Below are 12884 nucleotides of genomic sequence, written 5' to 3' on the forward strand. Positions count from 1 at the left end.
AGGGATTAGTGTGGGCGGCAACCAGCAACGTCATAATCAACAACGATTGTGGCGCCAAGCGGGTTACCTGACATCACCAGATAGCCCCAGTAGCGAGATTGGTCTGTGATTTCATAAAACAGACATTGCTGATCAGCGTCTGTCACAGACACCGCGTCATGATCGCTGCCATCTGATTTGGGCCAGTGACCGTCACCAAAGTAAATACGGGTATCTGCGGGCGCATTAATCAATGTAACAGCAACTGTTTTTGGACCGCGATCCATTCCTGCAAATGAATAGCCTCGGGTGCTGTTGATGCAGTGCGGTTGACTCGGAGTCAGACGTCTCACCGCTGAACCATCTGAGCCCGTGCAAGCGTTAGTCAGGGGCGGATGGTCAACGATTACTGTGACAACTGCGCTGGCTGTCATATTGTCATTGTCGGTGACCGTTAAAGTTGCCTGATATACGCCTGCTAGTGCGTAACTGTGATTTGGGTTGGCAAAGTCGCTTTGTGCGCCATCACCAAAGTCCCAGTGGAAAGCTGTGATCTGACCATACTCATCGTCCGAGCCCGCACTACTGAACGCCACTGACTGGCCAATTTGAATGTCGCTCGTTACTACACTGGCCTGTGCAAATGGAGGCTGAGGTGGCGGTGGAATGTTGGAGCAATTTGCAAAGCTACACAAAGCAGTCAGTTCGGTTACATCAGCGTTGTCGATCACGCCATCGCCATTGATATCAAACGAGCTGTCCAATGGCAGGTTTGCTGCAATAGCGGCGCGCACCGCGCTGATGTCATCACTGTCAACATTGCCATCTTCATCAAAGTCACCAATTGGCAATACCCGAATGATCACCTGTTTGCTGCTGCTCGCGCCTTTATCATCGGTCACAGTAAGGCTCACGGGGTAACTGCCAGCACGTTCGAAGTGATGACTGATAGTCTCACCCACCTGAGTCGTGCCATGCCCAAGATCCCACAGATAGGTAACAAGCTCGCCATCCTGATCGCTCGACTGACGTCCATCCAGCAAAACCAGCTCCCCGGCTCTGACGATTTGGTTACCACCAGCGTTGGCTATCGGTAAACGGTTCGGTGCTGAACGGTCAGCATCACGATGGATATCATAGTACGCTTTGAAGCGCAGCGATTCATAATCCTTGAACGGGTCAATCATCACGTGATATATACCGCCTTGCTCGAACTGACATAATTCGGTTTGATTTGGCGCTTCCCAGGGACGACAGTCATACTGAGACTTGGACACGGCCTGATTTCGACTAACATGAATATCCGGGTCTCCACTGTAACGCTCCACCAGCTCAAAAGTTACCAGAGACGCAGCATCCGGCACTGCAAATTCAAAACTATAAGCCTGTCCACCAGTTCTGGCTGCCAGGTTTAGCTCATCGGCCAGGTAAATACGTTCACACTCATTGCACAAAGGTGCATCCTCTGGCGATAGCTCAGTGATCACTGCGCTGGCATGTGCTGTGCTTTGATTCCCGGCATTATCAGTAACCGTAAGGCTAACCGGATAAGTACCGGTCATTGTATAAATATGGTCGACTTCTGCTTGAGTGCTTTGCGTCCCATCGCCAAAATCCCACAGAAATGAGACTATCTCACCATCTGGATCGTTAGACCCAGCGCTTGAAAACTCAAGTGCGTGACCTACCGCTTCTGCGCGCGATTGGCCGTTGATATTCGCGAATGGTAGTTGGTTTTGCGTATCTGCTATTTCGTAATACACCTGAATGCTGGCATTGGTGTAAGTTTCAAAGGGATCGATGATCACATCAAAATCACCACCCCCCTCAAACTCACAGTATTCCGTGATCCCTTTCCAGGTGAAAGGTCGACAATCAAACTGTGTTTTTGAGACAGCTCTGTCTTTGGCCACGTACATATCCAAATCGCCATTTCTCTTGATTGACCCATCTGCCATCTTCGGCCCCTGATAACCGCCAGGGACGACAACCACAGTACGGGTAGCCTCTTGCGGTACACTGAATTGGAAGTCAAAGGTTTTACCGGCACGGTCCGGCCAGGAAGCATTGTGCTTATTCGCCCATAGGCCATCGAGTTTAAACAAGGAATAACGCTGCTCCCCCTCATTGAGGTAAGGGTCTGCACCTTGGATCACACTCAGCGTGGTATCGCTGTAGGCAGTAAATGCATGAACCGAGGCAAAATAGGGGGAATGGACATCGGGTGTATCTACCGTAACCGCTTCACTGTCTCCAGGACTGTTGAAAGATATCAAATCGGCTACCCATTGATCTTCCGCATTGGCAGGTGGTGTTGGTACCTGCCCTTTTGATACATACAAATCCGGATCTTCGCTGTGACCATTGAGATAGAACAAGATATTGTGCGCGTTATACGGCAAGTTTATCTCAAAAGTCTCCACCGTATCTTTGCCTGCAAAAGGAATTTGATAACTGGCCAGTACCTCTCCCTGCGGTTCCACATCTAACCCCGAGTTACCATCCCACGGATGACCTGAGTCGCTGACATACTGAGACAGACCTGTTTTGATCAGGTTATCGTTAGACCACAAGGTGTTTCTGGCAGGGTTATGTAGTGCCGCAGTCATGCGAGATACCTGCTCACGCGTAAACATGGCGTAGTTGTCTGAGTAGTGCATGAAATTTTCGGTATTGGTAGCCTGTCCCAGGCAGTTAGGCGCATTGTTCTGCATTTCATTGGGCATAGACATCTGCGGTGTATCGCAGCTACGGTCTCCGGTTGAATCACAGAACGCTTCGTTCGTAATTGAACACTGCTTAGTTTCAAAGGTGTGGATCAGGTTAAGCCAATGGCCAAATTCATGGGTCAGTACCGAGCGAAAATTTTCACTGGTGTTGTTACCTACATAATGGCCGTTATAGACGACTCGTGCGGTATTTTCCTCAGTCATCGCTAATTCCGGATACCAGGCAACACCGGAATTAGTCTCCTTACCATCATCATACAAGTCATGCATGAGATACACATTCATATAACTGAAGTTGTCCCAGGCATCAGCCTGTATTTTCGCCAGCGTTTCATCATCATGGTTACCGTAGCCGGTCTGATCGTGACTATAGCGAACAATGCCATTAGTCGGGTTGCCCTGAGGGTCTTTACCCGCCAGCACAAATTCGATATTCAAATTTTCACGGATCGCCTGAAACTGAGGAGAGACCTCAGGTGAGTCAACCGACAATCCCAGAAAGTCATTATTTAACTTAGTCAGCGCATCCTGTATTTTCTCGTCAGTCAGACACTTCTGGCTGGCATCGCTGCAGTTGTAGGCGTCACCGTATACATGGAACACAACTGGGATATAGTAGCGCCCCGCCACTGCGGTGCTATTGCGCAATAGCTCGGGCGACAATGGCGCACTTTGCGCTGCTACCATCATGGGCTGTGCAAATGGTGCCATCAACCCCACAGGTTGCTTAGCTGTAGATTTTTGCAATTTTGCCCAGTCCTGACCATTGTGGTCTGCGCCACAGCTGGGTACGAGCGGGTCCTGAGGCCACTCATTGTGCGCAAGTTTCGCTTCAACTGCGTTCGTCACGGTGTTGGCATGTTTGACGCTTGCGTGCACTGCTAAAGGTGCAATGCAGGCACTAAACGAGCATAGCCCCGCAATAATGCGTTTCTTCATCTTGTTGTATCCTTGTTGTTGATATGTAGTGCTTTGTACAGCCCGCCCAATGACTGACGGTACGGGCTGATATGCTTTGTTGTTCTGGTGTAACTTTGGGTGCAATCACGCACCCGACTGCTATGCCCTCTTCGTGGCATTCACAATGGAAAAAGGTCTAAATTATGTCGTTGTGCGCTGACCTAATTAGTCAGTTGTGCAATGATGTCGTCCAATCCTTGCTTTGATACCTGAACCGCCTCTAGTTGAGTTAATCCGTCCGGGTATTCTTCTTGCTCCAGCACTAGCCATTGTGTCCCACCACTTTTAACATTGGCGTAGATCACCGCGGGCCAGTTAGTTACATCCTGTCCGATTAGGGGTTTCTTATTTGTCACTGTTGCTGGATATTTGGCTTTAAAGTGCGTAGTAATGGTTCTGTTCGGATAGCGATTAATGTACGCCACGGGATCTTTTCCAGCGTACTCGGCCCAGCCCACATCCAGTTGCAATACAAAATCTTCGGGCGTATTTGCAGCAATATAATCCCAGTACGTGCTGTTTTTGTAAGGCACCAGCTCGCGGTCATGGTTATGAAAACCAAAACGCATACCTTTAGCCCGCATTTTTATCGTTACTTCATTCAGCTCCGCTACAAAAGATTCTATGGTTTCGGCCTGCTCTGCCCGTTTATCACTGGGCACTATCATCATAGGACTGCCCAACTGCTGATAAAAAGCCACTGTCTGTTCAAACTTATCGTCGGTTAAATCACGCATTTTTACGTGTGCACCACTTACCTCAAGACCAAGAGCATCCAGATAACGTTTTAACCCCTGCGGATCATTGTGATAAGGGCCAAAGTCTCCGGCAAATTCAACCGCATCAAACCCCATTGCCGAAATAGCTTCTAAAGTGCCCTTAAAGTCCTTTTTCAGCGTATGGTTGACGGACCATAACTGCACACTAATTGCGGGGATCTGTGACCGTTCAAGGCGCAAAACCGCTTGATTGTCTTCGCCGTGAGCATCCTTTTGCGCGTTACATGCAGTTAGCAACCCCGTGCATACCAGCGTTGTGAGAAAGCGTTTAAAAAACGTCATAGTAAGTATCCTTATTTTTTAAATACGTCTTGCGGCGATTTCTTTCGCCGCGTAGTCCACAGCTCTGACTGTTAATGCCATAAATGTCAGACTGGGGTTTTGCACCGCGGATGAGCAAAAGCTCGCTCCGTCAGTAACAAATAGATTTGGAATATCATGACTCTGGTTAAAACCGTTAAGTACAGAGTCTTTCGGATCCTTGCCCATTCTGGCTGTACCCAGTTCGTGGATCCCTGATCCGGGCGGTTTGTCATGCAGGCCGGAAGAAACATTTTCCAGGCCTATCTTTTCTAACATTGCCTGGCCCTGCTCTGCGGCGTCCAGCATCATCAGTCGCTCGTTTTCTGAGAAACGGCAGTTAATCTCAAGCTGTGGTATACCCCATTTGTCTTTTTTAAATGCGTGCAGTTGCACACTGTTTTCGAATCGGGGCAACATCTCTCCCTGTGCCCCCAGCCAGAACTGCCACTTTCCAGGCTTTTGTAACCGTTGTTTGAATGCGACACCAATACCATCCTTGTGCTGCAACGCCTTCCAGTCCTCGCGATAAGCTCCCGCAGACATGCCATATCCGCGTAAGAATGGTCTTTTCGGATCCGGCTTGAAGTAGAAATTAGGTATGTACAAGCCACCTGGACGTCTGCCGGAATAAAAAGAGTCTTCAAAGCCAGGGATCTCTGCTCGGGCCCAGGCGTTATAGTTATGATCCATAAGATAATGGCCTAGTACGCCAGAGCGATTGGCAAGGCCGTTAGGAAAAGCCTTATTACGAGAATTAAGCAAGATTTGTGTAGAACCCAGCGTAGATGCACATAAAAACACCACTTTGCCAAAATACTCGCGTTGTGACAGGTCATCATTATCTATGACTCGCACACCTTTAACGCGATTGCTGATGGCATCGTAGATCAGGCTGTGCACCACGCTATTTGGCGCTATATGTAAGTTTCCGGTTTTCGCTGCATCTGGAAGTGTTGAGCTTTGCGTCGAGAAGTATGCACCGAAGGAACAACCTTTTTGGCATTCATTACGCGCCTGACACTGTCCCCGGCCCTGAGCCAGATGATGTGTGCTGGGTTTAGTCAAATGTGCCTGCCTGCCGTGGATCAGCTTTCTATCAGGAAAAGCGGCTTCAAGCTGTTGTTTTATGTATAACTCAGGCGCCGTCATATCAAACGGAGGTAAAAATTCACTGTCGGGAAGCTGTGGCAATGACTCTTTCTGTCCGCAAATACCCACATGACGCTCTACATAGGAATACCAGCGCACCAGGTCTTGATATCGAATAGGCCAATCATTTCCATATCCATCCAATTTATTCGCATTAAAGTCAAAGTCACTCCAGCGATATGAAAAGCGATGCCATAATAAAGATTTACCCCCCAACTGATTGGCGCGGATCCACCAAAAATCAGTGCCCTTTGCCGTTCCAAAAGGTAAGTCTTTATCATTGCCAAAAAAGTGCTTAGTACTGTCATTAAAGGCATAGCAATTTTTCTGAATATGATATTGCTGTTCAACCTCCGCCCGTGGCACTTTGCTACGAAGCGTCTGTTCCCATGGTGGTTTACCTTCGCCGACGTAATCTTTACGATGCTCAACAACCCGCCCTCGCTCGATGAGCAGTGTTTTAAAGCCTTTTTCACAGAATTCCTTTACAGCCCATCCTCCCGTTATCCCAGAGCCAATTACAATGGCATCATACGTTTGTTTTGATTCTTTGATGTACATCATAGCTCCTTAGTAATAAGCCAATGAGCCATAGCCAGCTTGCCCGCTATAGGCAACCTGACCTTTGAATCCACCGGGATAAGCCTGATATACAAGCTCCTTACTGGCTCCGGTTTCTGACGTATAATAACCAAAGCAAACCAGTGCCTTAAGCTGTTTAAAATCAGCGCGTTGCTGCTCTGAGAACGGCTTGGCTGCGGTCTCTAGCCGGGTTAAGTGAACCACTTGCTTTTCATCATTAAGCAGTGCGAATGAATGTCCATATATACGCAGACTGCTGGTTTCGATAACGCTCAGTATCGCCCGCATACGGGTATGTGCATTCAGGTCGTAGCAATGATATAGATAGTGATCAATAAAACCATGAACGCCTATATCACCAGCGCCGGGCGTTTCAGTCGCCGGGATTATAGTGTTGCATACTCTCTTTAGCAGCTTCAGCTGTTCATTACTCAGCACTCTGGCCTGATGGGGTTCACCGTCAGGCGTAATCCGATAACTCAGCGCTGCTGCCAGCGCATTCTCACCAATAAATCCCTGGCTCAGACCAGCTCCCAAGCTAATGAGTACGCCCTGTAAAAAGCGCCTTCTTGATTGATTAGTGTGTTCAGCTGTCATGGCATACCTCTTTAGGAGTTTGGCGTCTGGCTTTATAGAAGCTGCCCAACAAAAGCAGTCCAAAAGCCACAATCAGACTAAGTGGGAAGTAACTCAAAGCAACTAAAGTATCGAATGCATTTTGAGTGCCTGGTGCCTGCTCTCGCTCGATTAACTGGCCTATAACAGGGTTCCAGATACTAACAGCAAGCATGCCAGCAGCCCCCATTACTCCCAGGCCAAGTGCACCAGTCCTGGGCAGCTTCTCAGACACAAATCCAAGCATAGTGGGCCAAAAATAAGTGACCCCCAGGGCAAAAATGATAGCCGCGTAATACACCTCTGTGCCCTGGGCAATGGCCATAAAGCGGATCCCTAAATACGCCGTCACAGAGGACATGAGCAGCACACCCAGTGGGTTAAGTTGCTTAATGACAGGCCCTGCAAAATAACGCCCGACAGCCATAACCCCAGTGATCAGCGCCAGAGTCAGCATGGCAGAAGCACCGGACTCCCGGAGTATGCGCTCAATCCATTGTTGGGTTAACAGCTCAGTGCTCGCCGTCAGTGTCATACACAACAGCATGAACAAAAAGAGTGGTGAAAACAGCGCCTTTAACGCAGGGCGCTGCGAATTCGCAGGCGTCTGCTCTTCGGTAAAGTTGTCGGGTAAACGAATAAGCAATGCGCCATATAGCAAAGTCGGAACAAGCAGGCAGGCAAACTGAGACTGCCAGCCAAGGCCCAAATAGGTCATTGATATTGAAACCAGCGCTCCCAACACGATACCGCCCGGAAACCAAACATGAAACCGGTTTAGCATGGTTGTTTGTTTACCAGGAAATAACTGGGTAACCATTGGGTTACAGCCTGCTTCAACAGCGCCATTCGCCAGACCTATAAGGAAGGTTGCAAACATCAGGCTGTAGAATCCAGAGGCAAACAGGGTGCACAATAAACCCAAAATATGGCCAATAAATGCAATCATGAGTAACCGCTTAGCACCCAGCACTTTGTAAAGTGCACCTCCAACGATTGTGGCTACAGGAAATCCGAAAAATGCCATTGCATTAACCCAGCCAAGCTGGCTGTCGGTCAGCTGCAATACCAGGCTAAGCTGCGACAACATGCCTGCACGGATAGCAAAAGTCATCGCTGTTACTGTCAGCGCAACGCATGCTGTAATAAACGCCCATTGCTTGACTTGCCTGCTCATATTTCACGCTCCTCTAGCCCAAGGAGACGCCGGTTTGTGATCTCACAACTGGCTCCGCCGACAAAATCGTCAAATGCTTTCGATGTCGGTTTAATGATAAGATCTTTAATGATCTGGGCCCCCTGCAAAGCACCGATATAAGGATCTTTTATGCAGCACTCCCATTCCAGTACCGCCCAGCCATCGAAGCCATATTGCGTGAGTTTGCTGAAGATTGCGCTAAAATCGATTTGACCGTCGCCAAGGGAGCGAAAACGTCCAGCTCTGTCTTGCCAGCTAAGATATCCGCCGTACACACCGGTTCGACCATTGATACGATATTCCGCATCCTTAACGTGAAACGCCTTGATCCTGTCGTGATACAAATCAATGAAGGCAAGATAATCCAGCTGTTGCAGATGCAGATGGCTTGGGTCATATAATATATTGGCTCTGGGATGATGGTTAACATGTCTGAGAAACGCCTCGAAACTCGCTCCATCATGTAAATCTTCCGCGGGATGCAGTTCAAAACAAACGTCTACCCCTGCAATATCGAATACCTCAAGGATCGGCATCCAACGCCGCGCAAGTGCTTCAAACCCCTGCTCTACCAAACCGGCTGGCCGTTGAGGCCAGGGATAAACCATGGGCCAAAGCAGTGCGCCGGAAAAAGTGGCATGTGCACTGAGCCCTAAATTTTTACTGGCCTGAGCGGCAAGCGCAAGCTGTTCACTCGCCCACAAAGAAATAGAGTCGGGATCATTATTCAGGGTGTTTGGATAAAATCCGGCAAACATCTCAACATAACATGGGGCTACAGCCACTAGTTGTCCCTGTATATGTGTTGAAAGTTCTGAAATTACAAGGTTGTAACGAGCCAGCAGTGCGTTAATCTGCTCACAGTAATCTTTGCTTTGGGCTGCGCACTCTAAATCAAAAAGAGAGCCAATGTGTGTTGGCAACTGAATCGCTTTGTATCCCAGGCTTGATGCCCACTCTGCAAGCCCTTCCAATGAATTATATGGCGCCTCATCCTCGATAAATTGAGCTAAAAAGATGCCTGGCCCTTTAATTTCAGTCATGTAATTGCGCTCCCTGAACGGCATGCCATTTTTGTGATGATTCACTGGCCCGCACGACACTATCGATAAACGCCATCCCCCGGATCCCTTCTTTAATCCCGGGTACGTCTCGTGCACTGTCACAAGGTAGTTGAACTGATTTTTTCGCCCGAATTTGCGCTGCAAAATTACGATATAAATTGGCAAAGGCTTCTACATACCCTTCAGGGTGACCTGCCGGCAATCTTGTGTTTGCAATAGCAAGGGGGGATTCATTGGCAACCCCACTACGGATAACCCGCATCGAGCTGTCAGCATATCTGAGTGTCAGGCTGTTAGGGGATTGCTGCTGCCATTTTAGGCTTCCTTTATCTCCATAAACACTGATGGAAAGGTTGTTCTCTTCTCCTGTTGCTACCTGACTGGCCAGCAATACACCTTTGATTTCATCACCAAATCTGAGTAGTACTGTGCCATCATCATCCAGTGCCCTATGCTCGTAAGCTGTATCAAGATCCGCGCATACATGCGTGATAGCCTGACCGCAGATGTACTCGGCCAGGTTAGCAGCATGGACACCAATATCGCCCATACAACAACTTAACCCAGCCTGTTCAGGGTCAAGTCGCCAGCTAGCTTGTTTTGTACTCTCAGCGTTTTTACCACTCAGCCAGCCCTGCTGATAACTAACAATAATTTTGCGAACTGTTCCTAACTCACCTGCATGTACCCGATATCTCGCTTCTTTGACCATTGGATAGCCTGTATAGGTATAGGTCAGCGCATATAACACGTCAGAACAGGCAAGCTGACGAGCCAAGGTAAGTGCCTGTGCCAATGAGATGGTGGCTGGTTTATCTGAAATCACGTGAAAACCATGTTTAATCGCATCGCTGGCCATTTGAAAGTGCAGGTGGTTTGGCGTCACTATGGCTAATAGCTCCATTTTCTCGCCCTCTGGCAATGACGACTCTTGCTCCAGCATGTCATTGAAATGCCGATAGCAGCGAGATGCCTTTAAACCCAGGTGTCTTCCGTATTCATATGAGCGTTGTGGCGTACTGCTGAATACGCCACATACCAGTTCGATTTGTCCATCAAGCTGCGCTGCCATTCGATGTATAGCCCCAATAAAGGCGTCCGGGCCGCCGCCGACCATTCCCATCTTAATTTTTTTCATTTACTTAATTCTGCTGTCTTATTTTTCTGATATCGCAACAATGGTAAATAGGAAGTGAATATATGCGTTAGGTCAAAATCGGACAATAATGCAAGAAAATCGGCGACATTGTATTCAAAGAAGACACCCTAATGGCAAAGCTCTTTAAATTTAGTGACTTGAAATCATGTATATTGTATAAATAATAATAATTGAAAAATAGTAGGCTACAAGGCTATGGATAATGATTGCAATCAGAGCGATACGTTCTTCGATTCTGTTCACTTTTCTCAATTATTAGCCATGCTCGACATACTCCCGGGTACGTTATTTTGGGTAAAAAATGCAAAAGGGGAAATCGTGCACGGTAATGAAGCGTTCCTTGCGCACATCGGTGTGTCTTCTTTACATCAAATACTTGGTCAGACCGACCTGGCTTTTGCACCAGCTCACCTCGCCCACCAATATATGGTAGATGATGAAAAAGTGATGGCTGGTCAGTTGGTTACCGAACGGCTTGAAGTAAACCAACCCGAAGGCTCCGACGACCTTGCCTGGTATGTTACTTCCAAACGCCCTCTGTATTCTTCACAAGGCGAGATTGTCGGTACTTATGGTATGTCAAAAAAGCTCCATGCACCTAGCTGCACACAACCTGGAATGAGCGCGCTCAAGACACCAGTAGAATACATCAGAGCTAACTTTGCTCAGCCACTAAAACTGACGGATATAGCAGAAGCGAGCCACCTATCAGTCAGTGCACTAGAAAGACGCTTTAAAAAGCACCTGAATATCACGCCAAAACAGTTTTTGACTCAGGTACGGCTCGAACAAGCCCGAAAATTACTCATAGAGACCAACGATTCAATCAGTGAAATTGCTTTTTCGGTGGGCTTTACGGATCACAGCTATTTTAGCCGACAATTTCAGTTGTATTTCAGTGAACAGCCCCGAGAGGTGAAAAAGCACTATCATAGATAGCTAACTACAGTCACAGACTGACAAAGGCTGCATACTCATCAAAGTAACCGGCCTCTTCACGCAACGGACAAAACGCGAAGATGGCAATGGCACCATCTCTGACTTTTCGAAACCCACAGTGTTTCAACAAGCGCTGGCATGCCAAATTATTTTGCTGAACCTTACCCAATACCAGTGACACCTTGCAGCCAGGTACCATTGTACCCAAAGCATTTAGGGTTGCACTGAGCGCCTCTGAGGCCAGCCCCTGATGCCAAAATTTGGGCGCAAGTTCGATGCCAAGGTGAATATGTTTTGCCTTTACGTCACAGTCATATAGTCCAATAGTCCCTATGAACACGCCCCCATGCTCAATGGCAAAGCGCCCACCATGTCCTTCATAAAAGTCTTCCAAATCGGCCTGTAACATTGCTCTGACTTCCTGCTGTGTCAGTTGCGCTCCATAATCATTATACTGACTTACCAGAGGGTCATTTAACAGCGCCACCAGCGCTGGAACATCACGATAATTCACCGATCTGAGCAGTAATCTGGGTGTTTTAATTTGCATGGGATTCCATCATCTAAAAGCTTTCAATAAAGCCCTCTCTTTTACTCAGAATTAGTATAAACTATCGGACCTTAAGTAACAGCCGTCAGGAGTCGTTAAGATGAGCGAAGAGTATATTGTCATTCCCCCCACCACCAAAGTATGGTGCCCGGAAAAAGGCGAAGGCTGGACACTGACCGGGATAACCGGCATTGAAGAAAATACCTCAGTAATGTTCAGCGGCGTGCGCTACACCATTGCGGCCCAGAAGATTGTAGAAGAACTACTGCCAAATTATCAGGCAAGAGAAAAGGAGCAAGGGTAATATCCCCTGCTCCACCCCGCAATGTTGACTTTGCAAAGTCTCACTTCAGTCATACGGGGTTCTTCACTCTGAATAACCACTGATTCTCACTAACCTAATTTCAGAGCTGTAATATACAACAGAATACTCATCTTCCAGGATTTCCAAGCAAAAAGTGCCCATAATGTGATTTTCACCCGATAAAAAGCGTTCATAAAGCCCTGTCGGTAACGCTTCTTTCCTGGGCCCTTCTCCCGCTTCTTCAACACCATATAGAATACCATCCGATGTATCCGATAGCCTTAAGCTTGGAGGGTGTCCGTTCCAAATCGATAACGTACCTGAGACAGTTTTACAGGGGTTTGCATACACTGACGCGCACAAAGTTAAAGCACAAAGCAATACTAAAAGACTAATTATTTTACGCATTAATCCTCTCATACATAGCTAGGAAAACACTCGGGTTTTGATTTTCCCAAAGAGCCATAAACAGTGACGACCAAAAGACAATGCTTAAAAACAGCAAAAGCTTCGTCATTACTTCTGAATTCATGGAGTGTTCTCTTACCTATTTTATATGCTTTTAAAATATAAA

General features: G+C 47.6%; 11 protein-coding genes. 2 read left to right on the forward strand and 9 right to left on the reverse strand.

Annotated features, from left to right (window positions below; translation table 11 throughout):
- Window positions 1-5: 5 nt before the first annotated feature.
- From PRUB_RS12490 to PRUB_RS12520, 7 genes are all read right to left on the reverse strand, one after another.
- On the reverse strand, window positions 6-3647 hold the full coding sequence (locus PRUB_RS12490; protein WP_010384586.1) for a PKD domain-containing protein: 3642 nt from the start codon (window positions 3645-3647) through the stop codon (window positions 6-8).
- 182 nt (window positions 3648-3829) lie between these two features.
- Window positions 3830-4729: a sugar phosphate isomerase/epimerase family protein gene (locus PRUB_RS12495; protein ID WP_010384585.1), complete on the reverse strand. Its 900-nt coding sequence runs from the start codon at window positions 4727-4729 to the stop codon at window positions 3830-3832.
- An 18-nt stretch (window positions 4730-4747) separates the two neighbouring features.
- Window positions 4748-6460: a GMC oxidoreductase gene (locus tag PRUB_RS12500; protein ID WP_010384584.1), complete on the reverse strand. Its 1713-nt coding sequence runs from the start codon at window positions 6458-6460 to the stop codon at window positions 4748-4750.
- Between the two features lie 9 nt (window positions 6461-6469).
- A complete protein-coding gene (locus PRUB_RS12505; RefSeq protein WP_010384583.1) occupies window positions 6470-7078 on the reverse strand; it encodes a gluconate 2-dehydrogenase subunit 3 family protein in 609 nt (202 codons plus the stop codon).
- Window positions 7068-8273, reverse strand: a complete 1206-nt coding sequence (locus PRUB_RS12510; RefSeq protein WP_010384582.1) for an MFS transporter — start codon at window positions 8271-8273, stop codon at window positions 7068-7070. Before PRUB_RS12510 ends, PRUB_RS12505 begins: the two co-directional genes overlap by 11 nt.
- The gene (locus PRUB_RS12515; RefSeq protein WP_010384581.1) at window positions 8270-9337 is read right to left on the reverse strand and encodes a sugar phosphate isomerase/epimerase family protein; all 1068 of its coding nucleotides are present in this window, start codon (window positions 9335-9337) and stop codon (window positions 8270-8272) included. Before PRUB_RS12515 ends, PRUB_RS12510 begins: the two co-directional genes overlap by 4 nt.
- The gene (locus PRUB_RS12520) at window positions 9330-10496 is read right to left on the reverse strand and encodes a Gfo/Idh/MocA family protein (protein ID WP_010384580.1); all 1167 of its coding nucleotides are present in this window, start codon (window positions 10494-10496) and stop codon (window positions 9330-9332) included. Before PRUB_RS12520 ends, PRUB_RS12515 begins: the two co-directional genes overlap by 8 nt.
- Window positions 10497-10712: 216 nt before the next feature.
- Here PRUB_RS12520 and PRUB_RS12525 point away from each other — a divergent pair, with 216 nt between their 5' ends.
- The gene (locus tag PRUB_RS12525; protein ID WP_010384579.1) at window positions 10713-11456 is read left to right on the forward strand and encodes an AraC family transcriptional regulator; all 744 of its coding nucleotides are present in this window, start codon (window positions 10713-10715) and stop codon (window positions 11454-11456) included.
- Window positions 11457-11466: 10 nt separating this feature from the next.
- On the opposite strand, the gene PRUB_RS12530 is transcribed toward PRUB_RS12525, so the two are convergent.
- The gene (locus tag PRUB_RS12530) at window positions 11467-12006 is read right to left on the reverse strand and encodes a GNAT family N-acetyltransferase (protein ID WP_010384577.1); all 540 of its coding nucleotides are present in this window, start codon (window positions 12004-12006) and stop codon (window positions 11467-11469) included.
- A 100-nt stretch (window positions 12007-12106) separates the two neighbouring features.
- Between PRUB_RS12530 and PRUB_RS12535 the strand changes: the two genes are divergently transcribed.
- On the forward strand, window positions 12107-12310 hold the full coding sequence (locus PRUB_RS12535; protein ID WP_010384575.1) for a hypothetical protein: 204 nt from the start codon (window positions 12107-12109) through the stop codon (window positions 12308-12310).
- 63 nt (window positions 12311-12373) lie between these two features.
- Here the strand turns inward: PRUB_RS12535 and PRUB_RS12540 are convergent, their stop codons facing one another.
- Entirely contained in the window at window positions 12374-12718 is a 345-nt protein-coding gene (locus tag PRUB_RS12540; protein ID WP_155946352.1) for a hypothetical protein, read from the reverse strand.
- Window positions 12719-12884 lie beyond the last annotated feature (166 nt).

The sequence above is a fragment of the Pseudoalteromonas rubra genome (assembly GCF_000238295.3).
Classification (GTDB): domain Bacteria; phylum Pseudomonadota; class Gammaproteobacteria; order Enterobacterales; family Alteromonadaceae; genus Pseudoalteromonas; species Pseudoalteromonas rubra.

Excerpts from the sequence above, each read along its gene's own strand:
- PRUB_RS12515 (WP_010384581.1), bottom strand. The coding sequence starts at position 9,337 with ATGACTGAAATTAAAGGGCCAGGCATCTTTTTAGCTCAATTTATCGAG.
- PRUB_RS12520 (WP_010384580.1), bottom strand. The coding sequence starts at position 10,496 with ATGAAAAAAATTAAGATGGGAATGGTCGGCGGCGGCCCGGACGCCTTT.
- PRUB_RS12530 (WP_010384577.1), bottom strand. The coding sequence starts at position 12,006 with ATGCAAATTAAAACACCCAGATTACTGCTCAGATCGGTGAATTATCGT.
- PRUB_RS12505 (WP_010384583.1), bottom strand. The coding sequence starts at position 7,078 with ATGACAGCTGAACACACTAATCAATCAAGAAGGCGCTTTTTACAGGGC.
- PRUB_RS12500 (WP_010384584.1), bottom strand. The coding sequence starts at position 6,460 with ATGTACATCAAAGAATCAAAACAAACGTATGATGCCATTGTAATTGGC.
- PRUB_RS12490 (WP_010384586.1), bottom strand. The coding sequence starts at position 3,647 with ATGAAGAAACGCATTATTGCGGGGCTATGCTCGTTTAGTGCCTGCATT.
- PRUB_RS12495 (WP_010384585.1), bottom strand. The coding sequence starts at position 4,729 with ATGACGTTTTTTAAACGCTTTCTCACAACGCTGGTATGCACGGGGTTG.
- PRUB_RS12540 (WP_155946352.1), bottom strand. The coding sequence starts at position 12,718 with ATGCGTAAAATAATTAGTCTTTTAGTATTGCTTTGTGCTTTAACTTTG.
- PRUB_RS12525 (WP_010384579.1), top strand. The coding sequence starts at position 10,713 with ATGGATAATGATTGCAATCAGAGCGATACGTTCTTCGATTCTGTTCAC.
- PRUB_RS12510 (WP_010384582.1), bottom strand. The coding sequence starts at position 8,273 with ATGAGCAGGCAAGTCAAGCAATGGGCGTTTATTACAGCATGCGTTGCG.
- PRUB_RS12535 (WP_010384575.1), top strand. The coding sequence starts at position 12,107 with ATGAGCGAAGAGTATATTGTCATTCCCCCCACCACCAAAGTATGGTGC.